We start from the raw sequence: 23,015 nt of genomic DNA, 5'->3' as shown, positions 1-23,015 counted from the left end.
GCAGAAGCTTTTTGACTTTTCAAGTTCGAAAGCGGAATATCCTTTAATTCACGAGATTCTTATAACCTGCCTGGTCCATTTTCCAAATCTCATCTACATATTCTTTGATTGTACGGTCACTTGAAAAATATCCAGATTGAGCAATATTAATTAAACTCATGGTTAACCATTTTTCTCGATTCGCATACGTTCGGCTGACTTCCCTTTGAACATTCACATAGGAATCAAAATCACGAAGTACAAAGTATTGGTCATTTTGCATGAGCAAGGAATCATAGATTGCCTCAAATTCATCATCAACATTAGTAAAAAAGCCGTTTGTCAGCTGATCGACTACTTTACGGATTCTTTTATCATAATGAAAAAAGTCAACCGACCGGTAACCCTGGTAGTTCAATACTTCATCAGCCTTCAAACCAAAGATAAAGATATTTTCCTCTCCGACTCTATCCTTAATTTCAACATTTGCTCCATCTAAGGTGCCGACTGTCAAGGCACCATTCATCATGAATTTCATATTACCGGTTCCGGACGCTTCTTTACTAGCGGTAGAAATTTGTTCACTGATATCTGCTGCGGGAAAAATATCCTCCGCCAATGATACACGATAATTTTCCAAGAAGATTACCTTTAATCGATCATTCACCTCATCATCATGATTGACTTTTTCTGCTACGGTGTTGATTAATTTAATAATTTTTTTTGCATAATAATAACCAGGTGACGCTTTCGCACCAAAAATAAAGGTACGAGGCTGGAATAAGTACTGCGGATCTTCTTTTAAACTATTATAGATATGCATGATATGAAGGATATTTAAAAGCTGCCGTTTATAGGCATGCATTCTTTTTACCTGAACATCGAAAATCGTTGAAGGATCAATTAGAATCCCTGACTGAGCTTGAATCCGCTTTGCCAGCTTTTGTTTATTCTGCTTCTTTATATGATCTAATTGTGTAAGAAAAACAGAATCATTCCTATATTCAAGTAGCCTACTGAGCTCCTCAGGCTGCTTCACCCAAGAAGTGCCGATCGCTTCCGTAATTAATTCTGCCAGCATTGGGTTTGATTTTAACAGCCATCTTCTATGTGTTATGCCATTTGTTTTATTATTAAATTTCTCAGGAAAAATTTGATAAAAATCATTCATTTCCCGTTTCTTTAATATTTCTGTATGAAGAGCCGCTACTCCGTTTACACTATAGCTGCCGACTAAAGCAAGGTGAGCCATTTTCACCTGATCATGCGCAATGATTGCCATACGTTCAATCCGTTTCCAATCACCGGGATACAGCTGCCATAATTTCTGACAGAAGCGTTCATTTATTTCGTTTACAATCATGTAAATTCTCGGTAATAATGGCTGGAATATTCGAATTGGCCAGGTTTCCAATGCCTCTGACAGCGTTGTATGGTTCGTATAGGAAATAGTTTGCGTCGTAATGTTCCATGCCTCATCCCAGCCTAGTCCGCCCATATCCATCAGAATTCTCATCAGTTCCGGGATGGCTAAGACTGGATGAGTATCATTAATATGAATACACACATGACGGTGAAAATCCTCTAGACGGTCATGCTTTTTTAAATAGTCTTTGATAATAGAATTAATACTGGCACTAACAAGAAAATATTGCTGCTTTAAACGGAGGATTTTTCCTTCATCATGTGTATCATCAGGGTATAAAAATTCAGAAACACTCTCTGTATCCCGCTTATATTTTAAAATATCCTTATGAAATGGAAACGGAGAAGGCTCTGCACTCCAAAGCCTCAGTGTATTGACTGTCTGATTATCATAGCCAACAACTGGAATATCATAGGGAACAGCTGTAATGGTTACCGCATCCTTATGTTGAAAGGCAAGACGTCCGTTATCCTCGACTACCTTCACATGTCCCCAAAATGGAATTTCAATCGCTAAATCGGCTTTACGAACCTCCCAAACTTGTCCATGCCTGAGCCAAAGTTCAGGTAGCTCTACTTGATATCCCTCAATAATTTTTTGCTCGAATAAACCATGCTTATATCGGATCCCATAGCCGTGGCCAGGTAAATTTAACGAGGCAAGGGAATCAAGGAAACAGGCAGCTAACCTCCCAAGTCCCCCATTTCCTAATCCTGCATCTGATTCCACTTCTTCAATTTGATTTAGGTCAATGCCTAATTCCTGCAATCCTTCCTCGACAAGTCTTTCAATTCCAAGATTCAGTAGATTATGGCGAAGGAGCCTGCCAAGTAAAAACTCGATGCTAAGATAATATACCTGTCTCTCTTCTGATGAGCGATAGCGTTCATTTGTTTGGATCCAGTCCTTGCTGACATATTCACGGATCATATGACCCAATGTATCAAATTGATCGTCTTTTGTACTCTCGGAAAAACTTTTTCCACACATCATTTCCAGTCTCTGCAGGAAATGTCTTTTGAACTCCTCTTTATTTGTGAACATACATTTCACTCCTCGAGACAAGATTCTCATATAGCTCTAGATACTTTGAAGCAGATTGTGACCAGCTATAATTCATTTCCATTGCCGTTTCGACCAGATGAGTCCATACAGCCTTCTCATAATAAAAATGAATCGCTCTCCTTAGCGTGTTTAACATGTCATGGGCGTTAAAGTTTGTGAAGCTAAAGCCATTTCCCTCCCAGGTAAATTCATTAAAAGACTGGACTGTATCGTTTAATCCACCTGTTTCCCTGACTACAGGCACTGTTCCGTATTTCATTGCGATCAATTGTCCAAGTCCGCACGGCTCAAACTTTGATGGCATCAGGAATATATCTGCACCTGCATAAAGCTGGTGCGCCAATTCTTCATCAAAGCCAATATATGCCTTAAATTTATCTCCATACTGATATTCCATTTCTCGGAGAAATTGTTCAAACTCCGGGTCACCCGTCCCTAGAACAATCATTTGGATATCTTCCAGCATCATGTCATGAAAGACTGCTCTCACTAGCTCTAATCCTTTTTGCTTTGTTAACCTTGTTATCATCGTAATCAGGGGAATCTCTTTCACCGGCAGAGCAAATCGCTGCTGTATATGTACCTTATTTGCTTGTTTATATGGCACCACTGATGAACGAAGAGGATGAATGATATTTTTGTCATGCACTGGATGATAAACTTCCTCATCAATTCCATTGAGAATTCCACTTAAATCAGCTCTTCTTGCCGCTAAAACACCATTTAGTTTTTCGCCATAATAATCATTTTGTATTTCATTCATATAGGTCGGACTTACCGTTGTGATTTTATCGGCTGCGATAAGAGCGCCTTTCATAAAGTTTATATTCCCATAGAACTCGAGCTCATCTATATGAAAATACCTGTCATCTAAATCAAACAGGTCTTTTAGTGCTTCCCTCGGCATAATTCCTTGGAATTGCAAATTATGAATTGTGAATACCGTTTTAATCTGTGAGAATTCCTCAAGATTCTGGTATTTTCTTTTTAAAAGGAAAGGTATCATTCCAGTATGCCAGTCATGACAATGAATGATATCTGGATAATAGGAAAGCTGCGGGAGACTTTCCAATACAGCTTGATTAAAATAGGCGAATCTTTCACCATCATCATCATATCCATAAAGACGATCTCGTTTAAAATATTGTTCATTATCAATAAAATAAAAGGTCATGTTTTGATACACATATTCTTCAATTCCACAATACTGATTCCGCCAACCAACCCTGACATTAAACTCAGCTTTTTTCTTCATTTCTTGTTTATAAGAATCTGGAATCGTTCCATATTTTGGCATGATGATGCGCACATCGTCACCGGAATTTTGAAGCTCCTTCGGCAAGGAACCTGCTACATCAGCAAGTCCCCCCGATTTGATAAATGGAACACATTCACTTACAGCAAATAATACTTTCACGAGTTCATCAACGCTCCCTGTACTGTACCTTTTCGAATAACTAACGGTTTTTTGTCAACACCGTTCATAACGGTTCCTGATTCTACCCTAACATCTTTATCAAGGATAGCCGAATCTATTACACAATTTTCACCTATTTGGCATTTTTGCATAATAATACTGTTTCTAATAATGGTTCCTTTACCAATTTTGACTCCTCGGAAAATAATACTATTTTCAACTCTTCCATTAATCATACAACCGTTAGCAATCATTGCATTTTTCATAACGGCTCCTTTTTGATAACGGGTCGGCGGTTCATCCTTTACCTTTGTAAGAATAGGCTGTGATGAAGTAAATAATTGTTCTAAGACATATGGATGAAGAATCTTCATCGATGTTTGATAGTAAGCCGCAATGGAATCAATTTTATAGGCTAATCCAGGATACTCATACGTACATAAAGAATATGGCACTACACCATTTACGACATCCTTCATACACGTGAATCCTGTTTGATGTCTCGTTTCAATTAGTTCAATAAGGAGCCTCTTTTTGACTAGATACATATCGAGTGATTGCCCGTTTTGACATATTTCCGTAATATCACAGCCCATATCTATATGCCGATCAAGTACAGGCTGAAAATCCATATTAAAGATGGTATAACAATTAGCGATAATGGCATATTCCTGCGTACTTTTGTATAAATAATCAAGATTGGCAGCAAAGTGTGTAAAGGATCCAATCCCCGCACTTGGACTATCTAAATTAGGTGACGGGAAAAAGAACAAGCCATCTCTTTTACGGTCTAACCCCCAATTTTTCCCTGAGCTCAAATGATCCATTAAAGAACGGTACTGATACTTTGGGAAAATGGCTACGCTTTGAATATCTGAATTAACCATCGAGGATAGGACAAAATCAATTAAACGATATCTTCCGGCAAAAGGAAGGGCCGCTAATGACCGATGTGTCGTTACGTCCTTTAAATCATCAAAATAGGTTGTTGCATCTATAACACCTAATAACTTTTTATTCATGAGGTTTCCTCTCCTTTTTGGCTGAAAGATGATATCTCCCCCGTTTCTATAAGCCTTTTAATTACTTGCAACGATCTCATCTGTTACTAAAATAATTTTCTCCCGATTTGAACCTGCTTTTATTACGGTGTTGTCAGGTATATGAACATGTGAAGGGACAATGGCTCGTTCAATAAATACATTTTCTCCGATAACAGCATCAGGCATAATAACTGATTCCTTGACCATCGCTCCCTTTTTTACCGTAACACCTTGAAACAGGACTGATTTAGTTACAACTCCTTCAATGGAGCAGCCTTCATTTAACAGGGATTCACTAACCTCAGCTTCAGGGGATATATATTGTGGCTTTTGATTCGGATTTACGGAGTAAATACGCCAATCATAATCAAATAAATCAAGGTCACATTGTTCATCTAATAGGTCCATATTAGCTTCCCAAAGGCTCTTAACCGTCCCAACATCCTTCCAATATCCTTTAAATGGATAAGCGAACAGTTTCTTTTGATCTTCAAGTAGCTTTGGGATGATATCCTTGCCAAAGTCATGGGAAGATTCTGTATTTTTCGCATCCAGATAAAGATATTCTTTAAGAATTTCCCATTTAAAAATGTAGATGCCCATCGAAGCCAAGTTACTTTGCGGCTCGTCGGGTTTTTCTGCAAATTCTGTAACCGCAAGATTTTCGTCCGTATTCATGATTCCAAATCGACTCGCTTCATCCCAAGGAACTTCAATCACCGAAATAGTACCATCTGCCTTTTTTTTCATATGGTAATCCAGCATTTCCTCGTAATTCATTTTATAGATGTGATCACCTGATAAAATTAATACATGCTCCGGATCATGCTGTTCTATATAATTTAAGTTTTGGTATACTGCACTGGCAGTCCCTGTGTACCATTTCACCTCTGAAGAAGCGCTGTAGGGGGGCAAAACGGTGACTCCCCCATCCATTCTATCCAAATCCCAGGTGCTTCCGATTCCGATATAAGAGTTTAGGACTAAGGGCTGATACTGAGTTAAAACACCAACAGTTGAAATGCCTGAATTGGTACAATTACTTAGTGCAAAATCAATAATTCTATATTTTCCTCCAAACGGAACAGCAGGTTTAGCAATATCCTTCGTTAAGGCGTTTAATCTACTTCCTTTTCCTCCTGCCAATAGCATGGCTATGCACTTTTTCTTTGTCATCGCCCTTTCTCTCCTTCCGATGTTTTACTAATCTCAATACACTAACCCCAAATGGCGGGATTGACAGCTTAATTGAATATTGTTTTCCATGAAAAGACTCTTCTGTTGCTTGAAGGACTTTTTTATTGATAACGCCAGAACCACCAAAGCTTTCATGATCACTATTCAAAATTTCCCGATAGGAGCCCTTCTGAGGGACACCCATTCGATAATCGTGATAGACGACAGGAGTGAAATTGCATACAAATATGAGCAAATCATTTTCCTTGTTACTTTTTCTAATGAAAGAAAAAATAGCTTGCTCCCGATTATTCACATCAATCCATTCAAACCCAGCCTGCAAATGATCCAATTCATATAATGGTTTTGAGCGTTTATACAATTTGAGTAATTCTTTAACATATTCATTGATTTTCCGATGCATATCATAATCTAAGAGATGCCAATCTAACTGTTCCTTATCTTTCCATTCGGAAAAATGACCTAATTCAAATCCCATAAATAATAATTTTTTCCCTGGATGACCAATCATATAACCTAGTAATAGCCTTAATTGGGCGAATTTTTGCCAGTAATCTCCCGGCATTTTATCAAGGAGGGATTTCTTCCCATGAACAACTTCATCATGAGAAAAAGGAAGAACAAAATTTTCATTGAAGGCATACAGTAAGGAGAAAGTCATTTTCTCATGTACTTTCCATCTTGAATTTGATGGAGTTTCCATGTAAGAAAGAACATCATTCATCCAACCCATATTCCACTTATAATTAAAGCCCAAACCGTCATAGTGTACAGGCGCTGTCACATTTGGCCAATCTGTTGAATCTTCTGCAATCATGAGTGCAGTTGGATCATATTGAAAGATAACGGTATTTAGTTTTTTTAAAAAGCTTATTCCGTCATTGTTTTTTACCTTACCATGTTGATTTGGCCAATAAATCAAGTTAGACACAGCATCCAAACGAAAACCATCGATATGAAAATATTGAATCCAAAATAGGGCGTTGGAAATCAGAAAGCTATGAATTTCATTACTTCCTAAATTAAAATTCGCTGTTCCCCAAACAGGATTTTCACGATCGTTTACATTAGGATAATCGTATAAAAAACTGCCATCAAATCTGTACAACCCATGTGCATCCTTACAAAAATGTCCAGGTACCCAATCAAGAATGACCCCTAAGCCATTTTTATGACATTCATTGATAAAATACATGAACTCGTGAGGAGTGCCATACCTGCTTGTTGCTGAAAAATAACCTGTTCCTTGATAGCCCCATGACATATCAAGTGGATGTTCAACAATGGGCAGCAGTTCGATATGTGTAAAACCTAATTCTAATACATATGGAATCAGCTCCGTAGCCAATTCCCGATAAGATAATAAACTGCCATCCTCTTTTTTCTTCCAGGAACCAAGATGAACTTCATAAATCGAGATCGGATCCGCTAATATATTCCGTTTGCTTTTATAATTGAGCCATCGGCTATCTTCCCATTTGAAGCCATCGAGCGAATAGACAATTGAAGCAGTATTAGGTCTAACCTCCGAATAAAAAGCATAAGGGTCTGCTTTGAGAATAGACTCTCCGGAATTTGTTACAATCTCATATTTATATAAGCTGCCTTCCAAGTTTTCTTTTAAACTTATCGTCCATATACCTTGTTTATTTATTTTATGTAACGAATAGCCTTTTCCATTCCAATTATTAAAATCTCCAACAAGTCTTACTTCTTTTGCATTTGGTGCCCACACAGAAAACTTTGTCCATATTTCACGATCAACCTCAATAATATGTGAGCCAAAGAGTTTATGACATTCATATAAGGTCCCTTCATGAAAAAGATGCACTTGATAATCTGATGGATATAATGAAGTGCTAATCAAATTTCTCCCCACCTATACTAAAAGTAAATTACAGCATATACCCATATTTAGTTATATATTCTGCTAAAAGAGAAAAAGTCCTTGAAAAATTTTTTTATCTTTTTCGACAACAAATTAAAAATTTTTCAAAAATTTTCTATAATATACCATAAATATTCCAGTTTTGACATATTTTTTATAGAAGTTGGAATAATAAAAATAGGCTGATGTTTTAAATAATAATTTCAAGAGAGGTGGTTTACAATGAGTCATTCAGAGGAAGAATTTTTGTTGAAAAATAAGGAAGAGAAAGTGCCATTTTTTGAAGCTCCAGATAACAAAATTTTAGCTTTTGACATGTTTCGCGGTCCATCGCCTGGCTTTTTTTCAGATTTAGACTTAAACAACCCTGGAGGGAAAAGAAAAGACAAAGATCATTTAACTGATTGATTATTAAAGTATTTACGATACTAAAAAAGCTGTTGACCTATAATGTCAACAGCTTTTTTAGTATGACCCCTACGGGATTCGAACCCGTGTTACCGCCGTGAAAGGGCGGTGTCTTAACCGCTTGACCAAGGGGCCAGATGGCGGAGAAGGAGGGATTTGAACCCTCGCGCCGGTTACCCGACCTACACCCTTAGCAGGGGCGCCTCTTCAGCCACTTGAGTACTTCTCCATTGGCTCCGCAGGTAGGATTCGAACCTACGACCGATCGGTTAACAGCCGATAGCTCTACCACTGAGCTACTGCGGAATAAAGGAAAGTTATTTTGCTTTCGCAAAAAACTCTAGTGGGCCTAAATGGACTCGAACCATCGACCTCACGCTTATCAGGCGTGCGCTCTAACCAGCTGAGCTATAGGCCCATTAATTTATGGAGCGGGTGAAGGGAATCGAACCCTCGACAACAGCTTGGAAGGCTGTGGTTTTACCACTAAACTACACCCGCGAAATGACTATGGGGCGGCTGATGGGAATCGAACCCACGAATGTCGGAACCACAATCCGATGCGTTAACCACTTCGCCACAGCCGCCATTATGATGGCTCAGGACGGAATCGAACCGCCGACACATGGATTTTCAGTCCATTGCTCTACCGACTGAGCTACTGAGCCTTATTTAAGATAAATGGCGGTCCGGACGGGACTCGAACCCGCGACCTCCTGCGTGACAGGCAGGCATTCTAACCAACTGAACTACCGGACCAGCGTATTTCCAAGTTTCCTTAGAAATACAATTGCGGGGACAGGATTTGAACCTGCGACCTTCGGGTTATGAGCCCGACGAGCTACCAGACTGCTCCACCCCGCGACAATAAAAAATATTAAGATGTACCTTATGCGACACATAGTATGCGTCATAACTGTCCCGATCTCAGGAAGCTTACTCAAGCAGCAGCTCAATCGGTACAACTCGCAACTAATTCGATGAAGGAACGCTTCGTTGCTCCACCCCGCGATAATAGAAATTAAGATATTCATACTTTTTTATGGCGGAGGAAGAGGGATTCGAACCCCCGCGCGGTTTAACCCGCCTGTCGGTTTTCAAGACCGATCCCTTCAGCCGGACTTGGGTATTCCTCCACAAAAAAGTATATGGTGGACCTTGTAGGACTCGAACCTACGACCGGACGGTTATGAGCCGTCTGCTCTAACCAGCTGAGCTAAAGGTCCAAAAAATAAAATAAGTGGTAGCGGCGATAGGGATCGAACCTACGACCTTTCGGGTATGAACCGAATGCTCTAGCCAGCTGAGCTACACCGCCACAATACTATATGAAGATGACAAGTTATTTTGCTTTAGCAAAATACTTTGATGGAGCCTAGCGGGATCGAACCGCTGACCTCCTGCGTGCAAAGCAGGCGCTCTCCCAGCTGAGCTAAGGCCCCAAAATAATCCATCTATTTAATGGTCGGGAAGACAGGATTCGAACCTGCGACCCCTTGGTCCCAAACCAAGTGCTCTACCAAGCTGAGCTACTTCCCGTAATAAGCGCGCCCGAAAGGAGTCGAACCCATAACCTTCTGATCCGTAGTCAGACGCTCTATCCAATTGAGCTACGGGCGCATATACTTCTATCCATTTGCTTTACTATGATAAAAAGCAAAGTGCCGAGGACCGGAATCGAACCGGTACGGTAGTCACCTACCGCAGGATTTTAAGTCCTGTGCGTCTGCCAGTTCCGCCACCCCGGCAAAATTTGGAGCGGAAGACGGGATTCGAACCCGCGACCCCCACCTTGGCAAGGTGGTGTTCTACCACTGAACTACTTCCGCGTTAATGCGGGTGAAGGGAGTCGAACCCCCACGCCTTGCGGCGCTAGATCCTAAGTCTAGTGCGTCTGCCAATTCCGCCACACCCGCATATGGAAAGTTATTTTGCTTATGCAAAAAACTTTGGTGAGCCATGAAGGACTCGAACCTTCGACCCTCTGATTAAAAGTCAGATGCTCTACCGACTGAGCTAATGGCTCAAAATAATGTTTTTATAATCATAAATGGTGCCGGCCAGAGGACTTGAACCCCCAACCTACTGATTACAAGTCAGTTGCTCTACCAATTGAGCTAGGCCGGCTAATTCTAGTTACTAGTTGTTAGTTTTTAGTTGTTAGGGAATTACTCTACCTAACCAACTAATAACTAGCTACTAAAAATGGTGGAGGATGACGGGCTCGAACCGCCGACCCTCTGCTTGTAAGGCAGATGCTCTCCCAGCTGAGCTAATCCTCCATTCACATGCTTGGCGACGTCCTACTCTCACAGGGACACTTGTCCCAACTACCATCGGCGCTGAGAAGCTTAACTTCCGTGTTCGGGATGGGAACGGGTGTGACCTTCTCGCTATTGTCACCAAACTCTTTAAGACATTTATTATTATAATGTTTTTTATAAATTTTGCAAGAGGTTTCATAAAAATTATTCTCGCACAAGACAACTTACTTTACATTAGCTTTCTATAAGATAGGAAGTAATATAGCATGTATTGCTTCTGATTTCAATAGTTCTTTCATGATGCATTTTGGAAAGCAATCAAATTCGCCCGTCGAATTTGCGTCCGGATTTTTATCGAGCTTGCTCGATAAACTACCTTTAAAAAAATCCGTGACATCCGCCGGAGGTTTAACTTCATTCAGCCAGGGTTTGAACCCCCACTGAATCAAAGTACTATTTTGCATTCATCCCCACATGTAGAAGTGGAGGACTTCTGTACCTGTCGCAAGCTTTAAGTACAAAAAGCATTTGCTGAATGAAGTTAAACATAGAAGTCATAATGTGATGACACTTTACATAAGTTCTAGTAACCCTATTAATTTGAAAGGTGATGAACCATGGCTCAAACGCTCGCACTCTACCTGTCGTTCATCATGGCAGTATTTTTATTTTTATATTCATACTTTGAAGGAATCAAAATTGCTGACAGTGACGATAAGGTTTATGGTGGAACATTTATTTTAACAACCGTGTCGGCCTTTGTCTTCTCTGCTCTAACATTTGCATTTAGTTAAACAAATAGCCCCTATGCTCTATAGGGACTATTTTAGTCTATCCATTTTTTCTACTATTAATAGCTACTTATATTAACCACTCTTTTTTAAGCCTATTTTCATTTTCTTCTTCACCTTCTTTTCATCTAAGAGAAAGAACATGATACCTGCGATGATAATGATGCTCCCAAAGGCTTGTGTCCAACTAATTGTTTCTTGAAATAAAAAATACGCCAAAATACCTGCACCGACAGGTTCTAATAGGATAGCCATCGAAATGGTGGAGGTGCTCAACCATTTTAATGACCAATTAAAAAGGGAATGACCTAATAAAGTTGGAAAAACCGCTAAAAGTATAAAATACAACCAGTCCCTTGATTCGTAGGGGAAGAACAATTCTCCCTTGGTTAAAGCATAGATAAACAAGGTCATTGTACTAATTGAATAGACCACAAAGGTGTACGTGATGAGCGAGATTCTTTTCCGAACTGTTTGTCCGAATAAAAAATAAACCGTCACAAGCACACAGGCTATTAACGCCAATAAGTCTCCATATAACGCTGTCCCACTTACATAAAAATCCCCCCAGCTAATCATCACACTTCCCCCTATCGCCAAAACACATGATAAAAGGGCTTTTCCGGAGAAGACTTCCTTAAAAAATAAATAAGAGCCAATAAAAGCAAATAATGGCTGCAGGGTTACTAGTACAGTGGAGCTTGCTACCGAAGTAAAACGCAACGATTCAAACCACAGGATAAAATGAAAGGCAAGAAAGACACCTGAAATTATCGAAAAGAACCAATCCTTTTTGGATATAAGCTTCAACTCTGACATATATTTATAAGTAAACAGAGGAAGCATAAAAAGGACGGTAAATAGTAACCGGTAAAATGCCGTAATACCAGATGGTGCGGAAGTCAATTTTACAAAGATGGCTGATGTTGAAATGCTAATAACACCTATCACAAGTACAAAATAGGGATTTATTTTTGGTGTGTTCATTGTCTGCTCCTTTAATGCTATTATTCTATAAATGCATATATCAATATTATATTAACATTATTTTTTATGTTATATTTTTAATAGAAGTACAATTCTGTTAAGTTCATGAATCAGAAAAATAGTCTTAATGAAAAGAGCGGTTGAGATGATCAGTATAGAATTAGATGTTTTAATGAAACTAGGAATTTCAGCAATTTTAGGCATGGTCATTGGTCTGGAAAGAGAATTAAAACGAAAACCTGTAGGACTGAAAACAAGCTTGGTTATATCGATTGTAAGTTGCTTATTGACCATTGTTTCCATTGAATCAGCCTATAAGTTCCCCCATAATGACCAGATTAATATTACGATGGATCCACTTAGACTTGCAGCCCAAATCGTTTCAGGTATTGGTTTTCTAGGTGCCGGGGTGATTTTACGAAGAGGAAATGACAGTATCTCGGGATTAACGACTGCTGCCCTCATTTGGGGTGCTGCCGGGGTTGGAATTGCGGTGGGAGCCGGTTATTATGTTGAAGCACTTGCAGGAGTTGCTATGTTAATTATCAGCGTGGAAATCATCCCCTTCTTTTTCAGCTTGGTCGGGCCAAGACAACTACGACAAAAGGAAATCAATATAAACTTAAGGGTAGACGATAAAAATAAATTCGATTCTATCATTGAGGCTTTCGAAAAACAAAAAATTCACATTCGGAAAATTCATATCGAGGATGTAAAAGGTGGTGAGCACGTCATTAGACTCCTTGTCACCGTTGATTTCCGCCGAAATATTACCGATGTTTATTATAAAGTCTCCAGCATTGATGGCGTAAAAAGAACGGAAATTGGTGGCTTACAATAATAGTTTGGAGACTCCAGCATTTTATGTAAAAAAAATCACAAAAAGCTCTTGCATCGACAGTCATTTCCCGCTATAATTTCTTTTGTACCAATCCTTTGGGGGATTAGCTCAGCTGGGAGAGCGCTTGCATGGCATGCAAGAGGTCAGGGGTTCGAGCCCCCTATTCTCCATCAACCAAAAACCTTGAGATATATCTCAAGGTTTTTTTATTTTTATGACATTCTTAGTCTAAGCTAGAATGAATCAGCTTTAGAACATTCCTTAATTCGGTGACAGGCACCTGTCCGGGAGCTGAGGCCTTGTTTGCCGCTGCAAAGGTTAAGGTGGAGCCAAAGACTTCACCTGCCAATCGGCTGATGACTCCTTTACCGGCCATTGACATCGTAATGATCGGTCGATCAGCGTATTTTTCCTTCATTTCATTTGTTGCTTCTAATAAGGTTATGACATCACCTGTATTTCTTGGCATAACAGCCATTTTCGGTATGTCCCCGCCTAATTCCTGTGCTTTTCGAAGTCGAGAGATAATCTCCTCCTTAGTAGGAGTTTTAGCAAAATCATGATTTGAAATAATAACAAAGACATTTTGACGATGTGCTTCTTCAATTAACAATTGAATCTGCCGCTCGTTTTGAAACAATTCAACATCTACCATATCAACAAGACCTGTCCGACAAATTTCTTTGTTCATTTCAAAGTAATACTGTGTGCTCACTTCCTTTTCTCCGCCTTCTCTTGCACTTCTAAAAGTGAAAATGAGCGGGATGTCAGAAAGAACAGAACGGATTCTCTCCAATCCTTGCTTTACTTTTTCAATATCTTCAACACCCTCATAAAAATCTACACGCCACTCCACAACATCCAAATCGATTGTTTTAAGAAAAGCAGCCTCGTTCTCAAGTTCTATGATGTTTTCACCAACCATAGGTACGCAAATCTTAGGTTCCCCTTCACCGATTGCTATACCCCTGACTACGACTGTATTTTTCAATTTCTCCCACTCCGTCTCTTTATACTCAAATGGTTCGTTATGTTTTGCATCTCTCTAGCAATCAAATTCACTCGTCGAATTTGCGTCCGGATTACCTGAGCTCGCTCGGGTAAACTACCTTTAAAAAATCCGTGACATCCGCCGGAGGCTTATCTACATTCAGCCGGGGGTTGAATCCCCACTGAATCGAAGGACCATTTGCATTCATCCCCGACTTGTAGAAGTAGAGGACTTCTGCTGAATGAAGTTAAAAATAGGATATCTTTTGAACCTTTGTAAAAATAGTACTATTTTCTAATTCTTCACGCAATCGATCAATATCGTAATTGTAGCGTATAAGACGTTTTTCTGTAAGCACCTTTTTTACGCAGCAACTTACGAAATGTAATAATGAATATTCTATGTCAAAAAGAGAAAGAACTAACAAGATTCACTTTATCTTAATTAAAATAATTTGACATCAGATTTTTGTTACATTTATTATCAAGTGAATGTATTTTTTATTGCGAGGCGAACATATATGTTAGATGCACTGTTAATCGTATTGATGCAATTTGTCATCGTACCACTCACAACACTTCGGACAATATTTCTTGTAAAAAGCGAGATAAAAATCGCTTCATTATTAGGCGGTGTAGAAGCACTAATCTATGTAATCAGTTTAGGAATCATCTTTTCAGATCTGTCGAACTATTTGAATATGGTTGCCTATTCTGTAGGATATTCTGGTGGAATCATTTTAGGAGGATTATTAGAAAGAAGATTAGCGATAGGATATCGAACCGTTAATGTAAGCTTACTCGATCATGATACAGAATTAATTGAAAGGCTCAGAAGCGAAGGCTTTGGCGTCACGATTTTTGAAGGTGAGGGTCGCGAGGGTAACAGACGATATCGGCTCGATATTGTCGTGAAAAGAAATAGAGAAAAGGAACTAATGAATATTTTAAATGAAGATGCTCCGAAGGCCTTTGTGGTTGCCTATGAACCAACAAGTTTTAAAGGCGGATACTTAGTGAAGGGAATGAAGAAAGCCGTCTTGAAAAAACAGGCTAAGAAAAAAGGGAATTCAGGACAAAATGTGTAGCCATTCATTTCAGGATATATTCAGGTTGTTATCCAATACTAATTATGTGAGCTTGTTCGATTCATGCCCTCTTTGATTCACAAATTAGACAATTTTTTCTGATATTTTTTATTTCTTTTTGTCTAGTAACGTATTAAAATACGCTTATAAAGAATACATCCATCAGTCAGGGCACATTACCTGCTGAATATTTGATAGTAATTCCGTTATCAATAGCGGGATAAAAAGTAAGGAGAGAATAAAATGAAGTTCCCTAAAGATGTTATTTTAGAATCTGTAGCAGAAAGAAAAGATCACCCTGATTACGGTCTAGAGTTTGTTCAGGAACTTGGAAACGATGATGCTGGCTTCGATGAAATGATTGTAGTAATTTTTAAATATAAAGAAAAGTACTATTCAGTTGAAATTCAACATATCCACGGTAAGAACAATTATGATGACTGGGCTGATGAAGTAGAATGTCCTGAGGTTGTCCGTAAAGAAGCTGTTCAATATTATTGGGAAGAAGTTAAGCAGGAAGTTAAGCAATCATAATCAAATAGACTCAAAAAGGCGGTACCCTTAGGTATCGCCTTTTTAGATAGTAAAAAATGGCTGTTTGAAAGAATCGAGCAGATTTTTTCAAACAGCGTCACAGCCATTAGCCGGCTTTTTTAATATCCTTATCAACAGAAAAGGCGCCAATTTTTGAAGCTTCCTTTTGATAAACCAGAAAATACATGAGACTGACAAAGACTGCTCCTCCAACCGCATTACCTAAAAAGACAGGAATGACATTGAACACAAATTCCGTCCAGGATAGATGTCCGGCAAAGATAGCTGCTGGAATAATAAACATATTCGCCACAACGTGTTGAAATCCAATTAATACAAAAGTCATGACTGGAAACCAAATCGCTAGAATTTTTCCAGCGACATCCTTTGCTCCGTAACATAACCAAACCGCAATCCCCACAAGCCAGTTACATCCAATTCCGGAAACAAACGCTACCCAAAATGGATCATTTACCTTCGCTTCAGCAGTATGTAGCGTCTTTTCTAAAAAAGCCCCTTCAGTCAAGCCCACAAAATGTCCAAAAAAGTAAGCAATAAATAGTGCTCCAAGGAGATTATAAAAAGCAATAAGCAGCCAGTTCTTCATTAATTGAGTGAAGCTAATTTTCCTAGCAAAATAGGCAATGCTCACCGCCATCATATTACCAGTTAGAAGTTCTCCACCAGCAATTAAGACCAATACTAGCCCAACCGGGAAAACGGCTGCCCCGATAAAGGTGACCAAACTTCCCCATTCATGCGGCATCGTGCCCGTTACACGAATATATGCTAGATATCCTAATGAGATAAAGGCCCCTCCCAAAAAGCCAAGGATCGCCATAGATAATTTGGATGACTCTACTTTTTCTACCCCTTTTTTAATAGAGATATCAGCAATCTCTTTGGGATTATAGTAACTCATATATTTCCACCTCTCCGTTGCTTTTACCCAACAATGTGAAATTATCACAATCAGTACGAGAAAGGCAATGACAAAAGTGTGTCCATTCAATTTTGTTATTTATTACTAGAGCATCTCATTCCTATCAAATTCGCACCGCCGAATTTGGGTCCGGATTTTTATCGAGCTTGCTCGATAAATTACCCCTAAAAAATCCGTGACATCCGCCGGAGGCTTAACTTCATTCAGCCGGGGTTTGAACCCCCACTGAATCGAAGGACCATTTGCCTTCATCCCCCACTTGTAGAAGTGGAGGACTTCTGTACCTGTCGCAAGCTTTCGGTACAAAAAGCATTTGCTGAATGAAGTTAAACAAAAAAGAGCGTCTGACACCACTTTTATAGTAGTATCTGACACTCCTTACGATCAACTCTTTTAAGATTGCAGCATGCTTTCAACTTCACGATAGATTTCGTCTGCCTTTGCTAAACCCATTCTCTCGATTTCAGCTAATTCAGTCTCAACCTTCTTTTTCAGCTCTGCATCCTTCATAATCTTTGTATTAATTAAGACATTCAGCTTTGCCCCTTGAAGAGCCGCTTTACAAAAAATCACTCCAACGCCTACATCACTAATGGCAATGCGAGTTCCTTTGCGGGCATATTCTTCATGTAAATGGATAGCATCAACGCAGTTTCTAGCAATTTCTAGCGGAACCATTGTCGCATCCACTAGAGCCGCTTGTAGAACCTCATCCTTTTTCTTTTTTTCCTCTTCAGTAGTAGAGGGCATTCCATAGGCCTGTGATAAGGGATAAAATACCTCTGCATCCTTACTGACCAGACTTTTTAAATTTCGAATGATCGTTTCAGATTTTTCGAGAAGCACTTTTACATCCTCTTCGACATCTTTATATTTCTTCTTTCCAATCGTTAGATTCCCAACCATACTTCCCAATGCCATTCCTAATGCCCCGACATATGCTGAGGCTCCGCCTCCACCGGGAATAGGGGCCTTTGAGGAAAGCTCTTCAATAAATTGATTGCTACTTTTTTCTAGCAAGGTAATTCCTCCGTTCTGAATAAAAATAAATAAAAATAGAAAGGAAGGCAATATCAGTCCTTCCCGCTTCATCCTTATACTGGACTATGCTCCTTACGGCCATTTGTTAAATTTTCACAAGCCTGTACGACATGGTTCAGTAATATGGTTGTTGTAATGAGACCAATCCCACCTGTAGCGGGCGTAATGCCTTTTACTTTATCAAACACAGCATCGTAATCAACATCTCCGGCAATTTTTCCATTGCCGTCGTCATTGATCCCAACATCCACAACAATCTGCCCTTCAGTGAAGTACTCTTCCGTCATGAACTTTGCTTTGCCAATCGCTGCAACGACAATATCTGCTTTTCCTGTCACAGCCGGCATATCCTTCGTTCTAGAATGACAAATCGTCACAGTTGCGTGCTCATCTAAAAGCAGCATCGCAAGCGGCTTGCCGACGACCAAGCTTCTGCCCGCCACAGCCACATTGGCGCCTTGCAATGGAATATCATAATGCTTTAGAAGCTCAATTACAGCTTTTGGCGTACACGGTGCAAACCCATTGCTATTCCCTTCAAATACTTTTTCAAGATTGACAGGCGACATGCAGTCAATGTCCTTCGCTGGGTCGATTAGATTTCGAATTTCTTCCGGGTCAAGCTGTTCCGGCAGAGGTCTGAAAATCATAATTCCATGAACATTGGGGTTATCGTTTTCTTCCTGGAATACCTGCTTTAGTTCATCCATTGTGACATCTATAGGAAGCTCTCTTACCTGGCATTGAATGCCAAGCAGGTTACAATTTTTTAAAATACTTCTTTCATACCAAATATCGTCCTCACGTTGCCCGACTCTGATTAAAAGCAATGTAGGTGCTACTTGCTTTTCGTTGAGAACGGCTACTCTTGCTTTGATTTGTTCTCTTAAGTTTTCGACAACCGGTTTTCCGGCTAATTTGATTCCCATAAATTACCTCCTGTTATTAAGAAAGACCGATAATGTTTCCGGTTTCCGTGATATCCATTCCATTAGCAGCCGGAACCTTTGGCAATCCGGGCATCGTCATGATCGTACCGGTTATGGCCACAATAAAACCGGCACCTGCATTTACTTTTATTTCTCTAACGGTTATCGTAAATCCAGTTGGAGCTCCAAGCAGCGCTGGATTATCAGAAAAAGAGTATTGGGTTTTGGCAATACATACTGGCATCTGAGACAGACCAAGCGTTGTGATTTCCTCTATTTGCCGCTTAGCTTCAGCAGTTAATTCAACCCGTTCTGCCCGATAAATTTCCGTTGCAATGGTCGTAATTTTCTCTTCAATAGATCCCTCTACAGCATAAAGCGGACGATAGTGTGATGGTTTAGTGGCACAAACCTCCACCACTTTTTCAGCCAGCTCCACAGCTCCCTCTCCACCTTTTGTGAAAACGTCTGTTAAAATAACATCGACTCCTTTTTCTCTGCATCTTTCTGTTAGTAAATGAATTTCAGCTTCAGTATCTGTAGGAAATTGATTGATTGCCACCAATGCCGGGACCCCAAATTTATTAATATTTTGAAGATGTCTTTCAAGGTTGACAAAACCATCATTGAGAGCCTTCAGATTTTCATCACCGAGTTCAGCTTTTGTTACTCCGCCGTTCATCTTTAACGCTCGTATTGTCGCGACAACAACGACAGCATCAGGCTTTAACCCGGCGTATCTGCTTTTAATATGAAAGAACTTCTCCGCACCCAAATCTGCTCCAAATCCGGCTTCGGTCACAACATAGTCAGCTATCTTCATTCCAATTCTTGTAGCCATAACGGAGTTACAGCCATGGGCGATGTTGGCAAAAGGACCACCATGGATAAATGCTGGTGTATTTTCAAGCGTTTGTACTAAATTAGGTTTTATAGCATCCTTTAATAATAGTGTCATAGCACCAGTTGCTTTTAAGTCGCCTGCGGTTACAGCACTTCCATCCGTTGAATAGGCCACTACCATTCTTGATAGCCTGTCCTTCAAATCACTAAAACTTGTTGCCAGGCACAGAATAGCCATAATCTCTGAAGCAACCGTTATATCAAAGCCGCTTTCCCTAATAAAGCCGTCCCCTTTTCCTCCAAGGCCAATAATAATGTTACGAAGAGCACGGTCATTCATATCAAGGGCTCTTTTCCATACAACCCTTTTCGGATCAATGTTAAGTGCATTGCCCTGATGTAGATGATTATCCAGCATGGCAGCAAGCAAATTATGGGCTGATGTAATGGCATGAAAATCACCGGTAAAGTGAAGATTAATATCCTCCATTGGAATGACCTGAGCATAGCCGCCCCCAGCTGCACCACCCTTTATCCCAAATACCGGTCCAAGTGATGGCTCTCTTAACGCCGTAATGGTCTTCTTCCCAATTTTATTTAACCCCATTGAAAGTCCGACATTGACCGTTGTTTTCCCTTCCCCAGCTGGAGTAGGATTAATGGCCGTTACTAAAATTAACTTCCCATCAGGTTTATCCTTTAGACGCTCTAATACATCTAAGGAGACTTTTGCTTTATATTTTCCGTATAGCTCTAATTCATCATCATGTATTCCAAGGTATTCTGCTATTTCATTAATTGGTCTTATTGAAGCTTCTTGTGCAATCTGAACATCTGTTTTCATAAAACCTCTCCTCAAATCTCAATCATTTAGTAAAAGTATTATTGTCAAAATCATTATCTCCTTACCCAGACAATAATCCAAATCGGAAAATGCCTGAATAAAGTATTGAGAATTGTCACAAAAAAAAATCCTTTCAGGAATAGTGATGATGACCTGTGCTATCGATCAAATTCGCCCGTCGAATTTACGTCCGGATTACCTGAGCTCGCTCGGGTAAACTACCTTTAAAAAATCCGTGACATCCGCCGGAGGCTTAACTTCATTCAGCCGGGATTGAACCCCACTGAATCGAAGGACCATTTGCTTTCATCCCCCACTTGTAGAAGTGGAGAACTTCTGTACCTGTCGCAAGCTTTCGGTACAAAAAACATTTGCTGAATGAAGTTAAATATCTTATTTATTAGAATTTTATCAAATGTCAAGAACGTCCTCTACTATTTTCGTGAAAAATTTGTGGAAATTTGACGATTGGGAGTTTCTATATCCCGTTTATTCCACGCTTGGAATTCTATATTTAGTTACTATACTTTATTATTCATTTCATAACCTGGCCTTTTTGCTCTTTTGTTGAAACCCATCTTCTTTTGATAGCTTTTGTCATACAGCAGGAAAACAGTAGCCACGAGACAGAATATATCTAAAACCAAATTCAATTTGTCAGAAAGGAATGGAATGATGAATAACAGACAAATCCTACGTGCTTATTCAATTAAAGAAGTATCACAAATTTTAAATATTCCAACCGGAACCATTAGACAATGGGAAAAGGATTTAAACGGGCTTCTCAAGATCCCTCGAACCCAGCAGGGCGCTCGATATTATACGGAGAATGAAATTAAACTTTTAAATAAGGTAAAGGAAATGCGGGAGCAGAATGTCCCAAAAGGGATGATTAGAACCTTATTGGAAAAACACCTAAACCAAGATTTAGACCCTGCTTCCGAAGCATTCGAAGCAGCACCACCGTCACAGCCCCAACAAGAAAATACCCTTCAACCCGCACCAGTCAATGAACTCCAGCCGTCAAACCTAGAAGCCTTTCAACAAGCAATGGAGGCCTTTAAAAAGGATCTGTTAAGCGAAATTAAACGTGACATTAAATATGAAATCAAGCAAAGTAATCATGACTTGCTGGATGGCATGAAAAATGAAATTTCAAATTCTTCTCTCGTCACCGTAAGAGAGATATCTAAGTCGATTCAAAGATCTAATGATAAAAGAAAAATAGAGGTTGAGGAAATCTCCAATGCCATCGTGAGGGCTTCGGAAAAGACCTCCGAAACCTTCGGAACTCTTTCCTACGATATTCTGAAGGGCTCGGAATCTACTTACGAAAGGATTGCTAAGCGGATTAACGCAAATGCTAAAATGGCGGAAAGAGACAATCAGAAGCTCCTAGAGAAGGTATCGAAAAAGGTGAATGAAGCCAAGGAGGAAATGAAAAGCGTCTCCCAATTCTTTGATGTTCAGCAGGATTATTTAATTGAATCTATTAATGAGCTCAAGCAATCACAGGAGGAAGTCCAAAAAAGAGAGGAAATTTTCCAAGAAATGATTTCAAGCTACAGAGAAGTCGCGGCTACAAAGAAGGAAAAGAAAAAATGGTGGAAGCCTTGGTCATAGACTAGATGATCTTAATGGTGCTTGTTCCAAAGATTACGCCACGATCATTCATACTTCACAAGTATGTTTGGAACAGGCCCTCTTCTACCTTGATACCGCTTTAATTCCAGCTCCAGCCCTTTGCTATTCCCTTACTAGGAAGGTTACAATTATTGTATCTACAGTAAGAGGTGATGGAGCATGTGCGGAAGGTTTACTTTAACAGCTGATTTTACAGAGATTATTAATCGATTTGAAATTGAGGCAGCGCTGGAAGAGGAGCTCTATCATATGAGCTACAACATAGCCCCCTCTCATTCGGTATTATCAGTTATTAATGACGGCACCAGAAATCGCTTAGGTTATTTAAAATGGGGATTCATCCCTTCCTGGGCAAAGGATGAAAAAATTGGCTTCAAGCTCATTAATGCAAGAGCTGAAACGTTAGCCGAAAAACCTAGCTTTCGTGAGGCCTATAAAAAAAGACGCTGTTTAGTGATTGCTGACAGCTTTTACGAGTGGAAAAGACAGGATCAAAAGAATAAAACACCCATGCGTATTAAGCTGAAATCAGATGAGCTTTTTGCGATGGCAGGACTTTGGGAGAGATGGAAAGAACCTAGTGGAAACACAATTTATACTTGTACTGTCATCACAACGACACCCAATGCAGTGGTAAAGGATATTCATGACCGGATGCCTGTTATTCTGAAAAAAGAGGATGAACAGACTTGGTTAAATCCGTCGAACCATGATACACGGGAATTGAATCAATTATTAAAGCCGCTTCCAGAGGAATTAATCGAAGCCTATGAGGTGTCTAGCTTAGTTAATTCGCCAAAGAATAATTCACCGCAATTAATTCAAAAAATTTGCTGATAGACTTTTTCACCAG

18 protein-coding genes, 22 tRNA genes and 1 rRNA gene are annotated in these 23,015 nt (G+C 39.6%); 8 read left to right on the top strand and 33 right to left on the bottom strand.

Features of this window, described 5'->3' with window-relative positions; genetic code table 11:
* Positions 1 to 43 precede the first annotated feature (43 nt).
* Genes BQ5321_RS06690 through glgB form a run of 5 tightly spaced genes read right to left on the bottom strand, consistent with a single transcriptional unit; the run spans position 44 to position 7,994 of the window.
* Positions 44 to 2,449 (bottom strand): glycogen/starch/alpha-glucan phosphorylase, encoded by a 2,406-nt coding sequence (locus BQ5321_RS06690; RefSeq protein WP_071393751.1) that lies wholly within the window; start codon positions 2,447 to 2,449, stop codon positions 44 to 46.
* Positions 2,436 to 3,887 (bottom strand): glycogen synthase GlgA, encoded by a 1,452-nt coding sequence (glgA, locus tag BQ5321_RS06685; protein ID WP_071393750.1) that lies wholly within the window; start codon positions 3,885 to 3,887, stop codon positions 2,436 to 2,438. The genes BQ5321_RS06690 and glgA overlap by 14 nt, the downstream gene beginning before the upstream one ends.
* On the bottom strand, positions 3,884 to 4,909 hold the full coding sequence (locus BQ5321_RS06680) for a GlgC family sugar phosphate nucleotidyltransferase (RefSeq protein WP_071393749.1): 1,026 nt from the start codon (positions 4,907 to 4,909) through the stop codon (positions 3,884 to 3,886). Before BQ5321_RS06680 ends, glgA begins: the two co-directional genes overlap by 4 nt.
* A gap of 57 nt (positions 4,910 to 4,966) precedes the next feature.
* Positions 4,967 to 6,106, bottom strand: coding sequence for a glucose-1-phosphate adenylyltransferase (locus BQ5321_RS06675; RefSeq protein WP_071393748.1), 1,140 nt, complete (start codon positions 6,104 to 6,106; stop codon positions 4,967 to 4,969).
* Positions 6,054 to 7,994 (bottom strand): 1,4-alpha-glucan branching protein GlgB, encoded by a 1,941-nt coding sequence (glgB, locus tag BQ5321_RS06670; RefSeq protein WP_071393747.1) that lies wholly within the window; start codon positions 7,992 to 7,994, stop codon positions 6,054 to 6,056. Before glgB ends, BQ5321_RS06675 begins: the two co-directional genes overlap by 53 nt.
* Before the next feature lie 243 nt (positions 7,995 to 8,237).
* Here glgB and BQ5321_RS06665 point away from each other — a divergent pair, with 243 nt between their 5' ends.
* Positions 8,238 to 8,423: a hypothetical protein gene (locus BQ5321_RS06665; protein WP_071393746.1), complete on the top strand. Its 186-nt coding sequence runs from the start codon at positions 8,238 to 8,240 to the stop codon at positions 8,421 to 8,423.
* 63 nt (positions 8,424 to 8,486) lie between these two features.
* Here BQ5321_RS06665 and BQ5321_RS06660 read toward each other — a convergent pair.
* From BQ5321_RS06660 to rrf, 22 genes are all read right to left on the bottom strand, one after another.
* Positions 8,487 to 8,558: transfer RNA gene (locus BQ5321_RS06660), tRNA-Glu, on the bottom strand.
* Positions 8,559 to 8,561: 3 nt separating this feature from the next.
* Positions 8,562 to 8,652 (bottom strand) — tRNA-Ser (locus tag BQ5321_RS06655).
* A gap of 2 nt (positions 8,653 to 8,654) precedes the next feature.
* Positions 8,655 to 8,729 (bottom strand) — tRNA-Asn (locus tag BQ5321_RS06650).
* A gap of 38 nt (positions 8,730 to 8,767) precedes the next feature.
* Positions 8,768 to 8,841, bottom strand: a tRNA-Ile gene (locus BQ5321_RS06645).
* A gap of 9 nt (positions 8,842 to 8,850) precedes the next feature.
* A tRNA-Gly gene (locus BQ5321_RS06640) sits at positions 8,851 to 8,924 on the bottom strand.
* A gap of 10 nt (positions 8,925 to 8,934) precedes the next feature.
* Positions 8,935 to 9,010 (bottom strand) — tRNA-His (locus BQ5321_RS06635).
* Between the two features lie 8 nt (positions 9,011 to 9,018).
* Positions 9,019 to 9,091, bottom strand: a tRNA-Phe gene (locus BQ5321_RS06630).
* A 14-nt stretch (positions 9,092 to 9,105) separates the two neighbouring features.
* Positions 9,106 to 9,182, bottom strand: a tRNA-Asp gene (locus BQ5321_RS06625).
* Between the two features lie 31 nt (positions 9,183 to 9,213).
* Positions 9,214 to 9,287, bottom strand: a tRNA-Met gene (locus tag BQ5321_RS06620).
* 179 nt (positions 9,288 to 9,466) lie between these two features.
* A tRNA-Ser gene (locus BQ5321_RS06615) sits at positions 9,467 to 9,559 on the bottom strand.
* 13 nt (positions 9,560 to 9,572) lie between these two features.
* Positions 9,573 to 9,649 (bottom strand) — tRNA-Ile (locus BQ5321_RS06610).
* A gap of 15 nt (positions 9,650 to 9,664) precedes the next feature.
* Positions 9,665 to 9,741: transfer RNA gene (locus BQ5321_RS06605), tRNA-Met, on the bottom strand.
* Positions 9,742 to 9,792: 51 nt separating this feature from the next.
* A tRNA-Ala gene (locus BQ5321_RS06600) sits at positions 9,793 to 9,865 on the bottom strand.
* A gap of 20 nt (positions 9,866 to 9,885) precedes the next feature.
* Positions 9,886 to 9,962: transfer RNA gene (locus tag BQ5321_RS06595), tRNA-Pro, on the bottom strand.
* 7 nt (positions 9,963 to 9,969) lie between these two features.
* Positions 9,970 to 10,043, bottom strand: a tRNA-Arg gene (locus BQ5321_RS06590).
* Between the two features lie 42 nt (positions 10,044 to 10,085).
* Positions 10,086 to 10,171: transfer RNA gene (locus BQ5321_RS06585), tRNA-Leu, on the bottom strand.
* 6 nt (positions 10,172 to 10,177) lie between these two features.
* Positions 10,178 to 10,252, bottom strand: a tRNA-Gly gene (locus BQ5321_RS06580).
* 5 nt (positions 10,253 to 10,257) lie between these two features.
* Positions 10,258 to 10,339, bottom strand: a tRNA-Leu gene (locus tag BQ5321_RS06575).
* Positions 10,340 to 10,373: 34 nt separating this feature from the next.
* Positions 10,374 to 10,449: transfer RNA gene (locus tag BQ5321_RS06570), tRNA-Lys, on the bottom strand.
* Between the two features lie 25 nt (positions 10,450 to 10,474).
* Positions 10,475 to 10,550: transfer RNA gene (locus tag BQ5321_RS06565), tRNA-Thr, on the bottom strand.
* Positions 10,551 to 10,629: 79 nt separating this feature from the next.
* Positions 10,630 to 10,705 (bottom strand) — tRNA-Val (locus tag BQ5321_RS06560).
* An 8-nt stretch (positions 10,706 to 10,713) separates the two neighbouring features.
* Positions 10,714 to 10,830 (bottom strand): 5S ribosomal RNA (gene rrf / locus BQ5321_RS06555).
* 474 nt (positions 10,831 to 11,304) lie between these two features.
* Here rrf and BQ5321_RS24385 point away from each other — a divergent pair.
* A complete protein-coding gene (locus tag BQ5321_RS24385; RefSeq protein WP_187143723.1) occupies positions 11,305 to 11,481 on the top strand; it encodes a hypothetical protein in 177 nt (58 codons plus the stop codon).
* Positions 11,482 to 11,553: 72 nt separating this feature from the next.
* Here the strand turns inward: BQ5321_RS24385 and BQ5321_RS06545 are convergent, their stop codons facing one another.
* Positions 11,554 to 12,465, bottom strand: coding sequence for a DMT family transporter (locus tag BQ5321_RS06545; protein ID WP_071393744.1), 912 nt, complete (start codon positions 12,463 to 12,465; stop codon positions 11,554 to 11,556).
* 145 nt (positions 12,466 to 12,610) lie between these two features.
* On the opposite strand from BQ5321_RS06545, the gene BQ5321_RS06540 reads away from it, so the two are divergent.
* Positions 12,611 to 13,306, top strand: coding sequence for an MgtC/SapB family protein (locus BQ5321_RS06540; RefSeq protein ID WP_071393743.1), 696 nt, complete (start codon positions 12,611 to 12,613; stop codon positions 13,304 to 13,306).
* Positions 13,307 to 13,403: 97 nt separating this feature from the next.
* Positions 13,404 to 13,476 (top strand) — tRNA-Ala (locus BQ5321_RS06535).
* Positions 13,477 to 13,529: 53 nt separating this feature from the next.
* On the opposite strand, the gene aroD is transcribed toward BQ5321_RS06535, so the two are convergent.
* On the bottom strand, positions 13,530 to 14,297 hold the full coding sequence (aroD, locus tag BQ5321_RS06530; protein ID WP_071393742.1) for a type I 3-dehydroquinate dehydratase: 768 nt from the start codon (positions 14,295 to 14,297) through the stop codon (positions 13,530 to 13,532).
* A 520-nt stretch (positions 14,298 to 14,817) separates the two neighbouring features.
* Here aroD and BQ5321_RS06525 point away from each other — a divergent pair.
* Both BQ5321_RS06525 and BQ5321_RS06520 read left to right on the top strand, forming a co-directional pair.
* Entirely contained in the window at positions 14,818 to 15,384 is a 567-nt protein-coding gene (locus BQ5321_RS06525; RefSeq protein WP_071393741.1) for a DUF2179 domain-containing protein, read from the top strand.
* Positions 15,385 to 15,627: 243 nt separating this feature from the next.
* Positions 15,628 to 15,918, top strand: a complete 291-nt coding sequence (locus tag BQ5321_RS06520; protein ID WP_071393740.1) for a hypothetical protein — start codon at positions 15,628 to 15,630, stop codon at positions 15,916 to 15,918.
* Positions 15,919 to 16,024: 106 nt separating this feature from the next.
* On the opposite strand, the gene BQ5321_RS06515 is transcribed toward BQ5321_RS06520, so the two are convergent.
* From BQ5321_RS06515 to BQ5321_RS06500, 4 genes are all read right to left on the bottom strand, one after another.
* Positions 16,025 to 16,840 (bottom strand): formate/nitrite transporter family protein, encoded by an 816-nt coding sequence (locus tag BQ5321_RS06515; protein WP_071393739.1) that lies wholly within the window; start codon positions 16,838 to 16,840, stop codon positions 16,025 to 16,027.
* A gap of 414 nt (positions 16,841 to 17,254) precedes the next feature.
* On the bottom strand, positions 17,255 to 17,881 hold the full coding sequence (locus tag BQ5321_RS06510; RefSeq protein ID WP_071396804.1) for a cyclodeaminase/cyclohydrolase family protein: 627 nt from the start codon (positions 17,879 to 17,881) through the stop codon (positions 17,255 to 17,257).
* A gap of 74 nt (positions 17,882 to 17,955) precedes the next feature.
* The gene (locus BQ5321_RS06505; protein WP_071393738.1) at positions 17,956 to 18,831 is read right to left on the bottom strand and encodes a bifunctional 5,10-methylenetetrahydrofolate dehydrogenase/5,10-methenyltetrahydrofolate cyclohydrolase; all 876 of its coding nucleotides are present in this window, start codon (positions 18,829 to 18,831) and stop codon (positions 17,956 to 17,958) included.
* 16 nt (positions 18,832 to 18,847) lie between these two features.
* Positions 18,848 to 20,518, bottom strand: coding sequence for a formate--tetrahydrofolate ligase (locus BQ5321_RS06500; RefSeq protein ID WP_071393737.1), 1,671 nt, complete (start codon positions 20,516 to 20,518; stop codon positions 18,848 to 18,850).
* A gap of 672 nt (positions 20,519 to 21,190) precedes the next feature.
* Here BQ5321_RS06500 and BQ5321_RS06495 point away from each other — a divergent pair.
* Together BQ5321_RS06495 and BQ5321_RS06490 are read left to right on the top strand one after the other, a co-directional pair.
* Entirely contained in the window at positions 21,191 to 22,141 is a 951-nt protein-coding gene (locus tag BQ5321_RS06495) for a MerR family transcriptional regulator (RefSeq protein WP_084786674.1), read from the top strand.
* A gap of 180 nt (positions 22,142 to 22,321) precedes the next feature.
* Positions 22,322 to 22,999, top strand: a complete 678-nt coding sequence (locus BQ5321_RS06490; RefSeq protein ID WP_071393735.1) for an SOS response-associated peptidase — start codon at positions 22,322 to 22,324, stop codon at positions 22,997 to 22,999.
* The last annotated feature ends 16 nt before the right edge of the window (positions 23,000 to 23,015 follow it).

Source organism: Bacillus tuaregi, from assembly GCF_900104575.1.
GTDB classification, from domain to species: Bacteria; Bacillota; Bacilli; order Bacillales; family Cytobacillaceae; genus Bacillus_BD; species Bacillus_BD tuaregi.
Note: the sequence above shows the minus strand (reverse complement) of the source record. Positions and strands in the feature narration are given on the sequence as shown.

Bases quoted from the DNA above. Each gene is read 5' to 3' on its own strand.
- BQ5321_RS06520 (WP_071393740.1), top strand. From the start codon at position 15,628: ATGAAGTTCCCTAAAGATGTTATTTTAGAATCTGTAGCAGAAAGAAAA.
- BQ5321_RS06540 (WP_071393743.1), top strand. From the start codon at position 12,611: ATGATCAGTATAGAATTAGATGTTTTAATGAAACTAGGAATTTCAGCA.
- BQ5321_RS06675 (WP_071393748.1), bottom strand. From the start codon at position 6,106: ATGACAAAGAAAAAGTGCATAGCCATGCTATTGGCAGGAGGAAAAGGA.
- BQ5321_RS06500 (WP_071393737.1), bottom strand. From the start codon at position 20,518: ATGAAAACAGATGTTCAGATTGCACAAGAAGCTTCAATAAGACCAATT.
- BQ5321_RS06665 (WP_071393746.1), top strand. From the start codon at position 8,238: ATGAGTCATTCAGAGGAAGAATTTTTGTTGAAAAATAAGGAAGAGAAA.
- BQ5321_RS06690 (WP_071393751.1), bottom strand. From the start codon at position 2,449: ATGTTCACAAATAAAGAGGAGTTCAAAAGACATTTCCTGCAGAGACTG.
- BQ5321_RS06525 (WP_071393741.1), top strand. From the start codon at position 14,818: ATGTTAGATGCACTGTTAATCGTATTGATGCAATTTGTCATCGTACCA.
- BQ5321_RS06505 (WP_071393738.1), bottom strand. From the start codon at position 18,831: ATGGGAATCAAATTAGCCGGAAAACCGGTTGTCGAAAACTTAAGAGAA.
- BQ5321_RS24385 (WP_187143723.1), top strand. From the start codon at position 11,305: ATGGCTCAAACGCTCGCACTCTACCTGTCGTTCATCATGGCAGTATTT.
- BQ5321_RS06495 (WP_084786674.1), top strand. From the start codon at position 21,191: ATGATGAATAACAGACAAATCCTACGTGCTTATTCAATTAAAGAAGTA.
- BQ5321_RS06515 (WP_071393739.1), bottom strand. From the start codon at position 16,840: ATGAGTTACTATAATCCCAAAGAGATTGCTGATATCTCTATTAAAAAA.
- BQ5321_RS06680 (WP_071393749.1), bottom strand. From the start codon at position 4,909: ATGAATAAAAAGTTATTAGGTGTTATAGATGCAACAACCTATTTTGAT.
- BQ5321_RS06490 (WP_071393735.1), top strand. From the start codon at position 22,322: ATGTGCGGAAGGTTTACTTTAACAGCTGATTTTACAGAGATTATTAAT.
- BQ5321_RS06545 (WP_071393744.1), bottom strand. From the start codon at position 12,465: ATGAACACACCAAAAATAAATCCCTATTTTGTACTTGTGATAGGTGTT.